This is a genomic window from Streptomyces buecherae, from assembly GCF_014295035.1.
GTDB lineage: Bacteria > Actinomycetota > Actinomycetes > Streptomycetales > Streptomycetaceae > Streptomyces > Streptomyces youssoufiensis.
Genome location: NZ_CP060404.1, coordinates 4384324 through 4399867, shown reverse-complemented (window position 1 = coordinate 4399867; position 15544 = coordinate 4384324). Strand labels below are relative to the sequence as shown.

Genomic DNA, 15544 nt, shown 5'->3' with positions numbered 1-15544 from the left:
CGGCACAATGTCCGCCATGTCAGGCGCATCAGCGGACAGGTCCACGGGTGGGGTGGCGGGCGGCGGGAACCGGGCGCGGTACTGGCGGGACGCGACGCGGCCGGTGGAGGCCATGCACGCGCACTTCCACGACCACGTGTACGCGCCACACAGCCACGACACGTACTCCTTCGGCATCACCGACGAGGGCGCCCAGCGCTTCCGCTGTCGGGGCGCGGACCACACCAGTGCCGCCGGGATGGTGATGGCGTTCAACCCGGACGAGGTGCACGACGGGCGCGCGGCCGTCGAGTTGGGCTACCACTACCGCATCGTGCACCTCGGCCCCTCGGTGGTCGGCGGCGTCCTCGCCGACGCCGCCGACACCACCGGCGGCCGGTCGCCCGCCATGCCGCTCTTCGCCAGCCCCGTGCTGACCGACCCGGGGCTGGCCCGCGCCCTGACCAGGCTGCACGTCGCCCTGCTGGGCACGGCCGACGCGCTGGCCCGGGACGAGACGCTGACCTCGGCCGTCCTCGCGATGGCCGGGCGAGGGGCGACCCGCGCGCCGCGCGTGCGCACCCTGGCGGGCGGCGGGCAGCGCCGGGCCGCCCGCCGGGCCCGCGCCGCGCTGGACGAGGCGCCGCTCACCCCCGTGTCGGCGCAGCGGCTGGCCACGGCGGCCGGGTGCAGCCGGTTCGCCCTCTACCGGGCCTTCCGCGCGGAGTACGGCATGGCGCCCAGCGACTACCAGCGGCTGCTGCGGCTGCGCCGGGCGCGCGCCCTGCTGGCCAGCGGCGTGCCGCTGGCCGAGGCCGCCACCGCGACGGGCTTCGCGGACCAGGCCCACCTGCACCGCTGGTTCAAGCGCAGCTACGGCATCACGCCCGGCACCTACCAGCGCGCGGCGGGCTGAGCGGGGGAGGGCGGGACGCGGCGGGCGCCGGTCAAGCCCATGGGGCCGCCTGGTGCTGTGGGTTGGCGCTCGGTGTGGGGGACGCACGAGGTGAAGGGGGCGAGTGAGGTGAGGGCGGGCGGGGGGCCGTCGGGCGCGCCCGTTCGAAGCGGAAGCTCTGGTCCTCGTATCCGGTGCACAGGGCCTGCACCAGTTCGGCGCCCTCGGTACGCGGGGGCAACAGGCCGAGGCACAGGCCGCTGTCCAGCGGGCGCAGGCGGTAGCCACGGCCCACGGGTCAGGGCCCTGTGCCGAGGCGCCGGGGCTGCCAGGGCTGCCGGGGCGCTGGTCAGGGCGCCGGGTGCGGGGCCTCGGCGAGGGCGTGCGCGGCGGGGGTGCTCAGGACGCCATGAAGGGCGCGTCGTCCCGCCACTTGAGGATCTTGTCGAAGGTGACGACGGTGCCGTCGCGCCCGGGGCGGTCCCGGAAGCGGACACGGTCGGTCAGCTCCTCGATGAGGAACAGCCCGCGCCCGTGCTCGGCCAGGGGCGTGTCACGGGAGGTGACGGACTGCCGGGCCTGGTGCGTGGGGGCCTGGCACGCGGGTTGTGGGGCGCGCGCGGAGTGCGTGGCCAGCGCGCGGGCATGGCGGCCCCGGGGGAGGCCCGGGCCCGAGTCGGTGACCTCGATACGGCAGGTGTCGCCGTCGATGAAGGCCGTCACGCGGTAGTCGGCGGTGGACGCGTCGCCGCCGTGCTCGACGGCGTTGGCGCAGGCTTCGGAGAGGGCGAGGGAAAGATCGTAGGAGACATCGGGGTCCACGCCCGCCGTCTCCATGGCGCCCACCAGCAGGCGCCGGGCGAGGGGCACGCTCGCGGCCTCGCGCCGCAGATGGAGGGACCACCAGATGCTCATGCTCCAGCCTCCCGGTCGCGGCTCGACATATCGATACGTATTACCTGTCCCGGAGGTCGGTAAGCCCGCCTCCGGTGTGACTACGCTCATTCGGCGGATGCGGTTGAGGGCGTAAGCGGTGTAAGGACCTGGGGCGCGGGGCCATCCGTGTGACGCGGGTGGCGCCTTCCGATGGCCCGCGGCGCCCCGTGCCGCCGGTCGCCGATGGGGCGTCCGGGGCGGGGCGTACGCGCCGGATGTCGGAGCGAGCCCCGCCCGGCGGCGTACGCGGTCCCGGGCGAGAGCCCGGGACCACGCCGTCCCCCACTGCTTCCTCACTCACCGCATGCCGTCGCTCACGCGAGTCCCCCGACACCCCGGTGTGAAACCCACCACTCCGGAGCGCTTCTCGCGGGGCGGGGCGGCGGTCGTCCCACGGGCCACCCGAACGCGCCGCCGCCACGTGGCCCACCCCGTAGGCCATGCGACGGGCGTCGGCGAGGAACCACCGAAAGGCCCCCACCCCTGCCGTGAGGGGACGTTCCGCCCGGTGGGATGATGGCGCGGCCATGTTCTGCCGCACGTCGCTCCGTCCTCGCCCCTCGGGAAGCTCACCGCTCCGCGGGCGGATGGTGCGTGCCGGCGCCGGGTTGCGGCTGCTGCGCGCCGCGTTCTTCACCACCGTCTGTGTCGCGCTGACCGCCGGCGGTCACGTGCTGGCCTCGTGCGCGGCGGTGCCCGGGTGGACGCTGGGCGTGGCGTGGCTGGTGACCTTCGCCGTGGTGGCCCCGCTGGCCGGGCGGCAGCGCTCGCTGCCGGGCATCGCGGCCGGGCTCGCCGCCGGGCAACTCGTCCTCCACTCGCTGTTCGCGCTCGCCCAGCGCGGCGTGGCCGGCCTGCCGGCCGTCGGGCACGCGCACACGCACGGCGACGGCGCCCAGGCGCTGCCCCCCGGCGTGGCCTCCGACAGCGCCGACGGGCGGCTGATCGTCCTCGCCGCGCGGCTGGTCTGCGACGAGCCGGGCCAGATCCCGGTGGACAAGGCGCGGCGGATCGTCGGCGACTCCGGGCTCGACCCCGAGCGGCACGCGCAGACCGGCGCGGCCGTCGCGGGCGCGGCCCGGCACGCCTCCGGGTCCGTCCTGGACGCGGTGCTGCCCTCGCTGCCCATGCTGCTCGGGCACCTGCTGGCCGCGCTCGCCGCCGGCTGGCTGCTGCGCCGTGGCGACGCCGCCCTGTGGCGCGTCGTCGCGCTGTCCGCGGCCCCCGCCCGCGAGGTGGCCGACGCGGCGCTGGTGCGCACCCTGCGGGCCGCGTTCGCGCTGGTCGGCGTGGTGTGCGCGGGGCTGTCCCGGTCCGCCGTCGGGCCGCGCCCGTGGGCGGCCAGGGCGGCGGGCGAGACGCCCGCGCGGCCCCAGGTCCTCGCGCTGCACCACGCCGTGATCCGGCGCGGGCCGCCGCGCTACGACCTGGCGGCCTGACGCGAGACGCCCACTCCGGTACGGCCGGGGCGGTGTCGCGCGGTCGCCCACCGCTGCGCTCACCTTCCCCGTCACGTCCCAGGAGACCCTGTCATGCAGGCCATGCACGCCACGCACACCCCGCATCCGGCGCCCGCCGCCACCCACTCGATCCCAGCCCCAGCCACGGCCCCGGCCACGACCCGCGCGCGGCGCGCGGGTGGTGCGGGGCGGCGGCTCGCCGGCGCGGGCGCGCTCGCGGCCGGCGCCGTCCTGCTGTGCTCCGTGCCCGCCCTGGCGCACGTCAGCGTGCAGCCGGGCGAGGCCGAGCGGGGCGGGTACGCGACGATCAACTTCAAGGTGCCCAACGAGCGCGACGACGCCTCGACCGTGAAGCTCGAGGTCAGCTTCCCGGCCGAGCACCCGATGTCGTCCGTGATGCCGCAGCCCGTGCCCGGCTGGCAGGTCAAGGTCACCAAGGGCAAGCTCGACAAGCCGCTGGAGTCGCACGGCAAGAAGATCACCGAGGCGGTCAACAAGGTCACCTGGACCGCCGACGGCGACGGCGTGCGCCCGGGCCAGTTCCAGCAGTTCCCGCTCTCCGTCGGGCAGCTCCCGGAGAAGGCGGACCACCTGGTCTTCAAGGCCCTGCAGACGTACTCCAACAAGGAGGTCGTCCGCTGGATCGAGGAGCCCAGGGAGGGCGCCCCCGAGCCGGAGTCCCCGGCCCCGGTACTCAAGCTCGTCGCGGCCGACGCCGCCGGTACGGGTGGCGCGACCGACGCGAAGAAGGACGCCGCGGGCGAGGACGCGTCGGGCCAGACGGCGAACGCCGGCTCCGACGACGACAGCGACACCACGGCGCGCGTGCTCGGCGGCGTGGGCATCGCGGCCGGCATCGCGGGCGTGGCCTTCGGCGTCCTCGCCGGCCGCCGCCGCTCGGCCTGACCCCGCCGCCCGTGCCCCCACCCGGGCCGCGCACGGCCGCCCCGTCCACCCGACCCGTCGCCCACCGTGCCCGCCGCCACCGCGGCGCGGCACGGGACGCGCGCGGGCAGGGCGTGTCGGGCTGAACCGTGCGCGGGCGGGTCGCCGCGCGTACGCGAACCGGCCGTCCCACCCGCTCCCCCGGCCCTCACCCACTCCCTCACCCGACCGTCCAGCACCAGCACCCTCTGGAGAGAACTCCATGCGCAGCAAGTCCGCGGGCGTCGCCCTCGCCGCCGTCACCGTGCTCAGCCTCACCCTCGCCGCCTGCGGCGGAGGCGACTCGGACGACAAGGGCGTCGCCACCGTCAAGTCCTCCCCCTCGGTCAAGGACAAGGGCGCGATCGTCCTCGACACCCCGAAGCAGAAGCCCGACCTGGTGCTCACCGACACCGACGGGAAGAAGTACGACCTCATCGAGCGGACCAAGGGCAAGCCGACCCTGGTCTACTTCGGCTACACCTACTGCCCCGACGTGTGCTCGATGGTCATGAGCAACGTCGCCCTCGCCAAGGCCAAGCTGCCCAAGGCCGACCAGGACAACCTCCAGGTCGTCTTCGTGACCACCGACCCGGACCGGGACACCCCGAAGCGGATGCGGAGCTGGCTCGACGGACAGGGCGGCAAGGACTTCACCGGCCTCACCGGCGACATCGAGACCATCCAGGCCGCGGCCAAGCCGCTCGGCATCTTCATCGAGAAGCCGAAGAAGGAGAAGGACGGCACCGTCACCGTCAACCACGGCGCCGAGGTCATCGGCTTCTCGCCCAAGGACGACAAGGGCCACTGGCTGTACATGACCGAGACCACCACCACCGCGTACAGCCGCGAGCTGCCCAGCATCGTGAAGGGGCAGAACCCGTGACCCGCCCGCCACAGGGCCCGGCGACAGCGCGGGGCCTCCGCGCGCGCCGGGTGTCCAGGACGGCGCTCGCCGGCGCCACCTCGCTCGCCCTCGGACTCGGCGGGCTGCTGCTCACCGCGTGCGGGTCGGACGACGACGAGGACGCGGGCGGCTCCGCGAAGCTGGCCGTGGCCGGCGCGTACCTGCCGCAGCCGCCCACGCCGGACATCGCGGCCGGCTACCTGAGCGTGCGCAACTCCGGCGACGCCGCTGACCGGCTCACCTCGGTCACCACGGCGCTCTCGGACCGCGTCACCATGCACACGACCGAGGGCACCGCCATGCGCAAGGTGACGGAGTTCGAGGTGCCCGCGGGCGGCGAACTCGACCTCGCCCGCGGCGGCGACCACCTGATGCTGGAGAAGCTGTCCCGCCAGCCGAAGGTGGGCGAGACCGTCACGCTGACCCTGCACTTCGCGCAGTCCCCGGCGATCGAGGTCAGCGTCCCGGTCAAGCCGACGTCGTACCAGCCGGAGGTCTGACCCGCATGCCCGCGTCCCCTGCCCCAGCCCATCCGCGCGACCGCTCGACCGCGCCGGCGCGACCGGGCGCGTCCCGGTCGCGCCGGGCGCTGACCGTGCTCGGCGCGCTGCTCGCGGCGCTGCTGTGCGCGCTCGGCGCCGGCGCGTCCCCGGCCGCCGCGCACGCCGCGCTGACCGGCACCGACCCGGCGAAGGACGCGGTGCTCCAGCGGGCGCCCGAGCGCGTCACGCTCACCTTCTCGGAGGGCGTGCTGCTCTCGGACGACTCGGTGCGGGTGCTCGACCCGCGGGGGGAGCGGGTGGACGACGGCAAGCCGGCGCACGTGGCCGGCAAGTCGTCCACGGCCACCGTGGGGCTGCGCTCCGGGCTGCCCGAGGGCACGTTCACGGTGGCCTGGCAGGCGGTCTCGGAGGACAGCCACCCGGTGGGCGGTGCGTTCACCTTCTCCATCGGCGCGCCCTCCAAGACCTCCGTCGTGCTGCCGAGCGCGGAGCCCGACGAGACGGTCTCGGCGCTGTACGGCATCGCCCGGTACGCGGCGTACGGCGGGTTCGTGCTGCTGGTGGGCGGGTGCGTGTTCGCCGGTCACTGCCACGCCAACCGTGGCGTGCGGCGGGTGGCGGCGACCGGCTGGGGGACGCTGTTCGGTGCCACCGTCGCGCTGTTGCTGCTGCGCGGCCCGTACACCAGCAGCGGCAGGGGGCTCGGCGCCGCGTTCGACCTCGGCCTGCTGCGGGACGTCCTGGACACCAAGCCGGGCACGGCGCTGCTGTGCCGACTGCTGCTGCTCGCCGCGGCGGCGGTGTGCGTGGCGGTGTTGTTCGGCTCGTACGCGCCGGCCGGCGACGGACGGGCCCGCGGCGCGGCCGGGCGGCCCGCGCGACCCGCGCGCGGTGGCGGCCGGGCGCCCGTGGCCGGTCCCGCCCTGGCCGGGCGGACCGACCTGGCGTGGTCGGTCGGCGTCGGGGGCGCCCTCGTCGCCGGTGGGCTCGCCGCCACCTGGGCGCTGGCCGAGCACGCGTCGGTGGGCATCCAGCGGGCGCTGGCCGTGCCGGTGGACATCGTGCACCTGCTGGCCGTGGCCGTCTGGTTGGGCGGGCTGACCGCGCTGCTGGTCGCGCTGCGGACCGAGGCGCGGCTGCCCCGGCTCGCGGTGCGCCGCTTCTCGCGGTTGGCCTTCGGCTCGGTGGTCGCGCTGGTGGCCACCGGGCTCTACCAGTCCTGGCGGCAGGTCGGCTCGTGGCACGCGCTGACCGACACCGAGTACGGGCGCTGGCTGCTGGTGAAGGTCGGCCTGGTGGTGCTCCTGGTGGGCGTCGCCGGCCTCTCCCGGCGCTGGACTTCCCAGCTCGACACCGCCCGCGACACCGCGCCGGCGACGCGCGGCGCGGCGACGAAGCCCAAGGCCGAAGCCCAGGCCAAGACCGCCTCGAAAGCCAGGCCGGAAGCCGAGCCGGAGCCCAGGTCGGAGCCCACGTCGGAACCCGGGGCAGCGACCAAGGCCGGGGCCAAGGCCAAGACCGGCGGCAAGGCCAAGGTCAAGGCAGGGGCCAAGACCAAGGCCGGGGCCAAGACCGGAAGCAAGGCCGCCGACGGTGGGGCGCGGGCCGCGCAGTTGGCCCGGCAGCGGGCGGCGGTCAGCGCGGCCCGCACCCGCCGCGAGCGCGACGCGGACCCGACGCGCTCCGGGCTGCGCCGCTCGGTGGCCGTCGAGACCGGCGTCGCCGTCGTCCTGCTCGCCGTCACCACCGTGCTCACCGGCACCCAGCCGGGCCGCGCGGAGACCGAGCAGGAGGCGGCCGGGCAGAGCGTCACCACGGGCCCGGTCAGCCTCAGCATCCCGTACAACACCGGGGCCCGGAACGGGCGCGGCACCGCCGAGGTGACGCTGGACCCGGGGCGCTCGGGTGACAACACCTTCCACGCCTACCTCACCAACCCCGCCGGCAAGCCCGCCGACGTCCCCGAGCTCAAGGCGTCCCTCACCTTGCGGGAGCGCGGCATCGGCCCGCTCGGGGTGTCGCTGAACCGCGTCTCGGCGGGCCACTGGAGCGCGACCGGCGTGCAACTTCCCATGCCAGGCGACTGGCAGCTCTCGTTGACCGTACGCACCTCCGACATCGACCAGGTGACGGAGACCGACACCCTGAAGGTCGGACCATGACTTTGGACTCCATCTCCCGCCGCCGCCTCCTCGGCACCGCGGGGGCGGCGGGCGCCGCCGGGCTCGTCGCCGGCGGCGCGAGCGCCGTGGCGGCGGACCGCGCGACCCGCGACGACGCCGGCACCACCGCGCTGACCACCATCGGCGCCTCGGCCGTGGACTTCGGCGGCCAGGCCCGCGCGCACGGCACGCCGCAGGCCGGCATCCTCGACCCGCACCAGATCCACGGCCACCTCATCGCCTTCGACCTCGCCCCGCGCGCCGACCGCAAGGCCGCCGCCGCGCTGCTGCGCCGCTGGACCCAGGCCGCGCGGGCGCTCGTCGAGGGCCGTCCCGCGGACCGCGAGGACACCGGCAGCGCCCTGGACGCGGGCCCCGCGTCGCTCACCGTCACCATGGGCTTCGGGCGCACCTTCTTCGGCAAGGTGGGGCTGACGAAGCACCTGCCGCAGGCGCTGGCCCCGCTGCCGGACTTCTCCTCCGACGTGCTCGACAAGGCCCGCAGCGACGGCGACCTGTGGCTCCAGATCGGCGCCAACGACGGCCTGGTGGCCTTCAACGCGCTGCGCGTCCTGCAACGCGTGGCCGGCGACACGGCCAGGGTGCGCTGGCAGATGACCGGCTTCAACCGCACGCCGGGCGCCACCGACAAGCCGCGCACCACCCGCAACCTGATGGGCCAGATCGACGGCACCAACAACCCCAAGCCCGAGGAGGACGACTTCGACGCCCGCGTCTTCGTCCCCAAGGGCGGCGACGCCAGCTCGCCCGCGTGGATGGCCGGCGGCTCGTACGCGGTGGTGCGGCGCATCCGGATGCTCCTGGACACCTGGGACCACCTGACCCTGGAGCAGCAGGAGCGCGTCATCGGCCGCCGCAAGTCGGACGGCGCCCCGCTCTCGGGCGGCACCGAGACCACGCCGGTCGACCTGGAGAAGTTCACCAAGGACGGCTCGATCGCCATCCGGGGGGACGCGCACGTACGGGTGGCCGCGCCCGAGTCCAACCAGGGCGCGGCGATGCTGCGCCGTCCGTACTCGTACCACGACGGCTTCCGCGACGACGGCCAGCCGGACGCCGGGCTGCTGTTCATCGCCTGGCAGGCGGACCCGATGCGGGGCTTCGTGCCCGTCCAGCGCAAGCTGGACCGGGGCGACGGCCTCTCGCGCTTCCTGCGGCACGAGGCGAGCGGCCTGTTCGCGGTCCCGGCGGCGGCGAAGCCGGACGAGTACGTCGGACAGCCCCTGCTGGAGGGTTGAGGCGCATCCCTCAACTCCCTGCTCTGTCAGGGCAGGTCACGTGCGTGACGTGGACCGGTGGCCGGGCCGCGGGGGCAGCCCGGCCCGGCCACCGGGGTGGTGGGGCGAGGCCGGGGCCGCCCCCCGAACGGTGCGGCCCCGGCCCCGCGGCTCGGGCGCCGCGGTCTCGGCTCAGGCGCGGGCCGGGCGCTCCTGGCCGGCCGCGTAGTAGGCGAGCAGTTCCGGCGCGAGGGGCGGCACGTCGAAGGGGGCGCCGCCGGCGCGCAGCGAGCGGGTGGCCAACTCGCCGGCGGCCACGCTCATCCGGGCGGCCACCGGCGAGGTGTCGGTGGCGCCGCCCTCGCGCACGAAGCGGCAGAACTCCGCGATGATCCGCTCGTCCGCGCCGCCGTGCGAACCCTTCGCCTCCGGCACCCGGAACTCCGCGTCGCCACCGGACCGGTAGCCGGATGGGCCGGTGTTCCACAGCTTGACCAGGTCGCCCGGGCCGTCGCCGAAGTTCTCGATCCGGCCCTCGGTGCCGATGACCGTGTAGTTGCGGAAGTAGTCGGGGCTGAAGTGGCACTGCTGATACGCGGCGATCACGCCGTTGTCCAGCCGCATGTTCATCACCGACACGTCCTCGACGTCCACGACGTGGTGCAGGTCGCGGCGCGCGGTCGGCGGCCAGTCGAACTCGCGCAGCCAGCCGTCCGGGCGCGGCGTGTCCGGCTCCCGGCGCGGCAGGTCGCCGTAGACCATGAGGTCGCCCAGCGCGTTGACCCGCTCGGTGTAGCCGCCGGCCAGCCAGTGCACCACGTCGATGTCGTGCGCCGCCTTCTGGAGCAGCAGCCCCGTGGTGCGCCGCCGGTCCGCGTGCCAGTCCTTGAAGTAGTAGTCGCCGCCGTACGAGACGAAGTGCCGCACCCACACCGTCTTGGGCTCGCCGATGTCGCCGCGCGCGATCAGGTCGCGCATCAGCCGCACCACGCCCATGTGCCGCATGTTGTGCCCGACGTACAACCGGGTGCCGCTCCCGTAGCCGGCGCGCAGGATCGCGTCGCACTGCTCGACGGTGATGCCCAGCGGCTTCTCCACGTAGGCGGGCTTGCCGGCGGACAGCGCCGCGCGGGCGATGGCCTCGTGCGTGTCGTCGGGCGTGGCGACGATGACCGCGTCGATGCCCGGGTCGTCCAGGAGCGTGCGGTGGTCGGCGACGGCCCGCGCGCCGTCGAACCGCTCGGGCACCCTGGCGCGCACCGCTTCGTCGGTGTCGGCGACGGCGGCCACGACGCTGCCGCGGCCCGGCCGGTGCGCGGCGACGGCCAGGTTGGCGCGCAGCCCGAGGCCGATGACTCCGATGCGCAGGTCTTCCATGTCCTTCTCCCTCGGTGACCGGCGCGCCCCGCCCCCGGGGGGCGACGGCGGGGCGCGCCGGCGTGGATGGCCGGTCTCCCGGTGCGGCTACTTGCCCTGCTTGCCCTGTTTGCCCTTCTTCTCGCTGGCCAGCGACTCCTCGTACTCCCTGCGGATGCGGTCGCCGCCGCCGGAGCGCCAGCTCTTGAGCAGTCCGTCGAAGTCGGAGAGCGACTTGCGGCCGGCGATGATGTCGAGCACGCCGTCGTTGAGCGCCTTGGTCAGGGACGCGCCCTTGTCGGCGTTGGTGTCGGAGTAGTGGCCGATCACCGGGCTGGCCTGGCCGATCTTGAGGAGTTCCTGCTGCCAGCCGTGGATGCGGCGGGTCAGGTCGGACTTGCCGGGCAGGTAGAGGTACTCGGGGGCGTTGGCGAGGAAGGCCAGCGGCATGGCGGTGGTGAGCGCCTCCGCGTTGCCCTTGTCGGTCAGCACGACGTCGCCGTCGCCGGTGCGCTTGTGGTGGGTGCCCTCGGCGCCGTTCTCCAGGAACAGCCGCTCCTCGGTGCCGAACGGCGCGGCGAGGTAGTCGAGCACGCCGAGCAGGGTGGGGATGCGCTTGCTGTCGGCGCCCTTGCTGATCGCGGTGAAGCCGACCGAGCCGGCGCCGAAGTCGAAGTGCGCGGTGACCCCGGGCTTCGCGGCGAACGGCACGATGACGCCGAAGGGGAACTCGTACGTCTTCACGTCCACCAGGAACGACGGGAAGGACTGCACGTAGGCGCCGAGCGTGCCCTGCGCCATCTTCTCGCGCGTGGTGGTCAGGTTCGGGTCCGGCCAGAAAAGCCCGGCCTTGAACACCTTGACCGCGAATTCCAGGGCCTCGAAGTACTCGTCGGTCTCGTACCGCGCGGTGAGCTTTCCGCCGTCGAGCCGCCAGGACGAGGGCGCGCCGAACCACTGCGCGAACATGTTGTGCGCGTTCACGTACGCCGGTTCCAGGACGTACTTCTTACGCCGCGTGTCGAGGAGTTCCTTTCCCTTGTCCAGGAAGTCCTGCGCGCTGTCGAAGGCGTATCCGCCGACGGGCTTCCAGAAGTCCTCGTTGACGACGTAGATCTGTCCCATGCGCCCGTACGCGACGGGAACTCCGGCGATCTTCCCGTTGATGACGGCGGTCTTCCACGCGTAGTCCGGGAGGTTGGCCAGGTTGGGGTACTTCTTGACGGCGTCGCCGGACAGGTGCGAGGTCAGGTCGTGGAACTTGGCCTGGAGCAGTTGCGGGACCTTGCGCAGGCCCTGGTTGGGCGGGAACCACACCAGGTCGGGAATGTCGCCGCTGGCGATGATGGCGTTGAACTTCGTGAGGTACGCGTCGGCGCCGCTGTCCACGACGATGTTCATCTTGAGGTCGGAGCCGAGCCGCTTGTTCAGCTCCTTCCAGTACCGGTTGCGGTCCATCGCGGGCGCCGGCGTCGTGAACGTCTCGGTGAGCGCGCTGATCGACTCCCCGTCGCCCGGCGGCTTCGGTACCGAGCGCACCAGCTTCTTCGGGTAGCGCAGGTACGCGGCGTCCAAGCCCTGCGCGTTGCCGGCCAGGTCCGCGGGGGCGACGTTGGCGGGCACGTACGTCGGCAGCTTGACCTTGCGGAATCCCTCGGCGCCCTTGCCGGTGGCGCTCGTTCCGGTGGTGCAGGCGGTGAGCGTGCCGAGCCCGGTCGCGGCGATTCCGGCGGCGCCGGCGACGCCGAGGAAGCGGCGCCGGTCGAGGCGGTTGAGCGCGGCGAACACGGACGGGGAGTCCGTTCGCGTCTCGCGCCGACCGGTCGCGTGCGCGCTGTTCTCCTGCTGCCTGTCGGACTGCTGAGGGGGCATCTGACGTTCTCCTGACGGGTGGTGCGCCGAGAAAAAGGGTGCGGGGGTGACAGACGACGGGCCTTTCAGCCCTTGATGGCGCCGGTGAGCACGCCCTTCGCGAAGTACTTCTGGAGGAAGGGGTACACGCACAGAATCGGAATGAGCGCGAGGATGAGCACGGCCATCTGGAGCGAGATGGACGGCGGGAGCTGACTGACGCCCATCGCCTTGGCGTTGATGCTCTCGCCCTGTACGACATAGGAGCGCAGGACGACCTGGAGCGGGTATTTCCCGGAGTCGTTGAGGAACAGCAGCGCGTTGAAGAAGCTGTTCCAGTAGCTGACCCCGTAGAACAGGCCGACGACCGCGATGACCGCCTTGGACAGCGGCAGCACGACCCGGCACAGAATGGTCAGCTCGCCGGCGCCGTCGAGCCGCGCCGCCTCGTACAACTCGGTCGGAATTCCCTGGAAGAAGGCCCGCACCACGATGACGTTGAAGACGTTTAGCAAAACCGGCAGGACCAGCGAGGCATAGCTGTCCAGCATGCCGAACTCCTGCACCACCAGATAGGTGGGGATGATGCCGGGCGTGAAGAGGAACGTGCCGAGCACCAGCAGCAGGATCGGCTTGCCGCCCACCATGCCGGGGCGGGACAGGCCGTAGGCGAGGGCGATCGTGCACAGGACGCTCAGCACCGTGCCGACGCCCGTGACCACGACGCTGACCATCGCCGCCCGGGTCACCACGCCGCCCTGGAGCAGCACGTTGTACGCCTCGAACGTCGGGTGCTCCGGGATCAGCACGTAGCCGCCGTTGGCGTCCAGCTCCTCCTGGCCCGCCAGGCTGGTGCCGAGCGCGAGCAGGAACGGGTAGCCGACGGCCACCACGATCAGGACCAGGACGATCGCCTTGGCGCCCTGCCCGTACCAACTGGGCCGCTCCATCCACGGCGGGCGCTCGGGGCGGGCCCGGCGGCGCCGGAAGCGGGGGCCGCCCGGGCCGCCCGAAGGGCCTGGGGCGGGCGACTTGCGCGGGGACAGCAGCGAGGTGGTCACTTGTACACTCCCTGCTCGCCGAAGCGGTGGGCCAGCTTGTTCGCGGCGAGGATCAGCACCAGACCGATCACGCCCTTCATCAGTCCGGCGGCCGTGCTCATGCCCCAGTCGCCGTCCACGACGCCGTGGAAGTAGACGTAGGTGTCGAGGACTTCGGACGCCTCGGCGCCCACCGCCTCGCGCTGGAGCAGCATCTGCTCGAAGCCGACGTTGAGGATGTCGCCCAGGCGCAGGATCAGCAGCATGATGATCACCGGCCGGATGCCCGGCAGCGTCACGTGCCACATCCGCCGCCAGGGCCCGGCGCCGTCCATAGCCGCCGACTCGTACTGCGCGGTGTCGATGGAGGCCATCGCGGCGAGGAAGATGATCGCGCCCCAGCCGCAGTCCTTCCAGATCATCTGGGAGGTGACGAGCAGCTTGAAGGTGTCGGGGTTGGTCATGATGTTGCCGACGCCGACCCCGTGGTCGTTGAGGAAGCTGCTCACGGTGCCGGTGCCGCCGAGCACCTGCTTGAACATCGCCACCACCACGACCCAGGACAGGAAGTGCGGCAGGTAGACCACGGTCTGCACGAAGCGCCGCAGCGTCTCGCCGACCAGCGAGTTCAGCAGCAGGGCCAGCGCGATCGGCGCGGGGAAGTACAGCAGCAGTTGGAGCGCGGTGATCTCCAGCGTGTTGTACACCGCCGTCCAGAACTCCGGCTGCTCGACGAGCGCGCTGAAGTTCTGCAGGCCCACGTACGGGCTGTGCTTGAAGCCCAGGAACGGCTGGTAGTCCTGGAAGGCGATGACGTTGCCGAGCAGCGGCAGGTAGAAGAACGCCCCGAAGTACGCCACGCCGGGCAGGCACAGCGCCAACAGCACCCAGTCGCGCCGCAGTCGGTGGCGCAGCGGAACGCGACCGAGCTTGCGCTGAGCTCGCTTTCCCTTCGGGCTGGGGGCCGCAGAGGGCGGGGCTTCGTGCTGCGACGTGCCCGGACGGGCAGACGAGGAAACGGAAGCCGTCACATTCACCTCCGGCAGTGAGAGCGAGAGCGGATGCGGGGCAGCCCGCCCGGGACGCGCGGAGACCGCCGTGCGAGGTGAGGTGACTGCCGAGTCCTCGTGGTGGGAGCACGCCGGGGCACGCGGCGGGAAGCCGCACGCGGCGACGTTCACCACGAGGCGGCTTCATCTTGCACGCCACTGCTCGAAGGTGACAAGAGCTGTTCATAAAGTTCTGTAAACGCGCAGAATCACACTCAACTGCGCGTGACCTGCGCGTTACGGAGCTCAACCTGGGGAGGTGGCGCCTCCCCAGGCGGGCCTCACGCCTGGATGACGGTCACCCCGCGCTCCTCGAACCGCTTGGCCTGCTCGGGCGCGTTCGAGTCCGTGACCAGCACGTCAATGGCGCTCACCGCGCAGATCCGGGCGAACGCCTGCTCGCCCAGCTTGGAGCTGTCCGCCACCACCACGAGCTTGCGGGCCTGCCCGGCGAGCAGCGCGTTGATGCTCGCTTCCCCCTCGTCGTGCGCACTGGCGCCAAGTTCCGGGTGCAGGGCGCCCACGCCGATGAACGCGATGTCCAGGCTGATCTCGCGCAGGATGTGCCCGGCGAGCGGCCCGATCAGCTCGTAGGACTGCGGCATCGCCACCCCGCCGGTGGCCACGATCTTCACGTGCGGGCGCACGGCCAGTTCGTTGGCGATGTTCAGCGCGTTGGTCACGATCGTCACCACCGGCTCGTCTGCCTTGTCCGGCCCGTCCGTCCTGGTGGCGATGGCGCGGGCCACCTCGGTGGTGGTCGTGCCGCCGTTGAGGCCCACCACCATCCCCCGGCTGACCAGGCCGGCGGCGGCCCGCCCGATCCGCTCCTTCTCCTCGCCGTGCCGCATGGCCTTGTAGCGCAGCGGCAGGTCGTACGCGACGGTGTGCGCCACCGCGCCGCCTCTGGTCCGGGTGAGCAGCCGCTGTTCGGCGAGATGGTCGAGATCCCGGCGGATCGTCGCCGCCGACACGTCCAGCTCGGCCGCGACGCTGTCCACCTCCAACTGCCGCCGCTCAGCGAGCAGTCCCAGCAGCATGTTGTGTCGTTCGTACCGGTTCACTACACCTCCACCACGTCGCGACCGCGAGCTGGCGGCGCGGGCCTTCCGCTGGCGCGGGGCCTTGCGGGTCGTCGTCGTTGTCGTACTGCCATGTGTCCTGATGTCGCGGGGCTCCGCGCGTAGCACGGCCGCGCCCGTACGGGTTCCCGCTGGTCACCGCGGTGCCGGACGGGCCACGCC

13 protein-coding genes are annotated in these 15544 nt (G+C 73.2%); 7 read left to right on the top strand and 6 right to left on the bottom strand.

The genetic code is table 11. The annotated features are described in order from the left end of the window. The first annotated feature begins 16 nt into the window (after positions 1 to 16). Positions 17 to 895, top strand: a complete 879-nt coding sequence (locus H7H31_RS16915; RefSeq protein WP_232109908.1) for an AraC family transcriptional regulator — start codon at positions 17 to 19, stop codon at positions 893 to 895. A 378-nt stretch (positions 896 to 1273) separates the two neighbouring features. Here H7H31_RS16915 and H7H31_RS16910 read toward each other — a convergent pair whose 3' ends face one another. Next, on the bottom strand, positions 1274 to 1789 hold the full coding sequence (locus H7H31_RS16910; RefSeq protein WP_187063041.1) for an ATP-binding protein: 516 nt from the start codon (positions 1787 to 1789) through the stop codon (positions 1274 to 1276). 608 nt (positions 1790 to 2397) lie between these two features. On the opposite strand from H7H31_RS16910, the gene H7H31_RS16905 reads away from it, so the two are divergent. The 6 genes from H7H31_RS16905 (at position 2398) to efeB (ending at position 9025) form a co-directional block, all read left to right on the top strand. After that, positions 2398 to 3249, top strand: coding sequence for a hypothetical protein (locus tag H7H31_RS16905; RefSeq protein ID WP_187063040.1), 852 nt, complete (start codon positions 2398 to 2400; stop codon positions 3247 to 3249). A 102-nt stretch (positions 3250 to 3351) separates the two neighbouring features. Then, a complete protein-coding gene (locus H7H31_RS16900; RefSeq protein WP_187063042.1) occupies positions 3352 to 4176 on the top strand; it encodes a YcnI family copper-binding membrane protein in 825 nt (274 codons plus the stop codon). A gap of 241 nt (positions 4177 to 4417) precedes the next feature. Continuing rightward, on the top strand, positions 4418 to 5080 hold the full coding sequence (locus H7H31_RS16895) for an SCO family protein (RefSeq protein WP_176162813.1): 663 nt from the start codon (positions 4418 to 4420) through the stop codon (positions 5078 to 5080). Next, on the top strand, positions 5077 to 5601 hold the full coding sequence (locus tag H7H31_RS16890) for a copper chaperone PCu(A)C (protein WP_187063039.1): 525 nt from the start codon (positions 5077 to 5079) through the stop codon (positions 5599 to 5601). Before H7H31_RS16895 ends, H7H31_RS16890 begins: the two co-directional genes overlap by 4 nt. A 5-nt stretch (positions 5602 to 5606) precedes the next feature. Next, positions 5607 to 7766 (top strand): copper resistance CopC/CopD family protein, encoded by a 2160-nt coding sequence (locus tag H7H31_RS16885; RefSeq protein ID WP_187063038.1) that lies wholly within the window; start codon positions 5607 to 5609, stop codon positions 7764 to 7766. Next, a complete protein-coding gene (gene efeB, locus H7H31_RS16880; RefSeq protein ID WP_187063037.1) occupies positions 7763 to 9025 on the top strand; it encodes an iron uptake transporter deferrochelatase/peroxidase subunit in 1263 nt (420 codons plus the stop codon). Before H7H31_RS16885 ends, efeB begins: the two co-directional genes overlap by 4 nt. A gap of 171 nt (positions 9026 to 9196) precedes the next feature. Here the strand turns inward: efeB and H7H31_RS16875 are convergent, their stop codons facing one another. The 5 genes from H7H31_RS16875 to H7H31_RS16855 form a co-directional block, all read right to left on the bottom strand. After that, on the bottom strand, positions 9197 to 10381 hold the full coding sequence (locus H7H31_RS16875) for a Gfo/Idh/MocA family protein (RefSeq protein WP_187063036.1): 1185 nt from the start codon (positions 10379 to 10381) through the stop codon (positions 9197 to 9199). A gap of 87 nt (positions 10382 to 10468) precedes the next feature. Further along, positions 10469 to 12232, bottom strand: coding sequence for an extracellular solute-binding protein (locus tag H7H31_RS16870; protein WP_187063035.1), 1764 nt, complete (start codon positions 12230 to 12232; stop codon positions 10469 to 10471). Between the two features lie 65 nt (positions 12233 to 12297). Beyond that, positions 12298 to 13161 (bottom strand): carbohydrate ABC transporter permease, encoded by an 864-nt coding sequence (locus H7H31_RS16865; RefSeq protein WP_176166239.1) that lies wholly within the window; start codon positions 13159 to 13161, stop codon positions 12298 to 12300. Positions 13162 to 13268: 107 nt separating this feature from the next. Further along, positions 13269 to 14165, bottom strand: a complete 897-nt coding sequence (locus H7H31_RS16860) for an ABC transporter permease (protein WP_232110316.1) — start codon at positions 14163 to 14165, stop codon at positions 13269 to 13271. 416 nt (positions 14166 to 14581) lie between these two features. Continuing rightward, positions 14582 to 15364 carry a DeoR/GlpR family DNA-binding transcription regulator gene (locus tag H7H31_RS16855; RefSeq protein WP_176162819.1) on the bottom strand — a complete coding sequence of 261 codons (783 nt, stop codon included), beginning with the start codon at positions 15362 to 15364 and terminating at the stop codon, positions 14582 to 14584. Between the last annotated feature and the right edge of the window lie 180 nt (positions 15365 to 15544).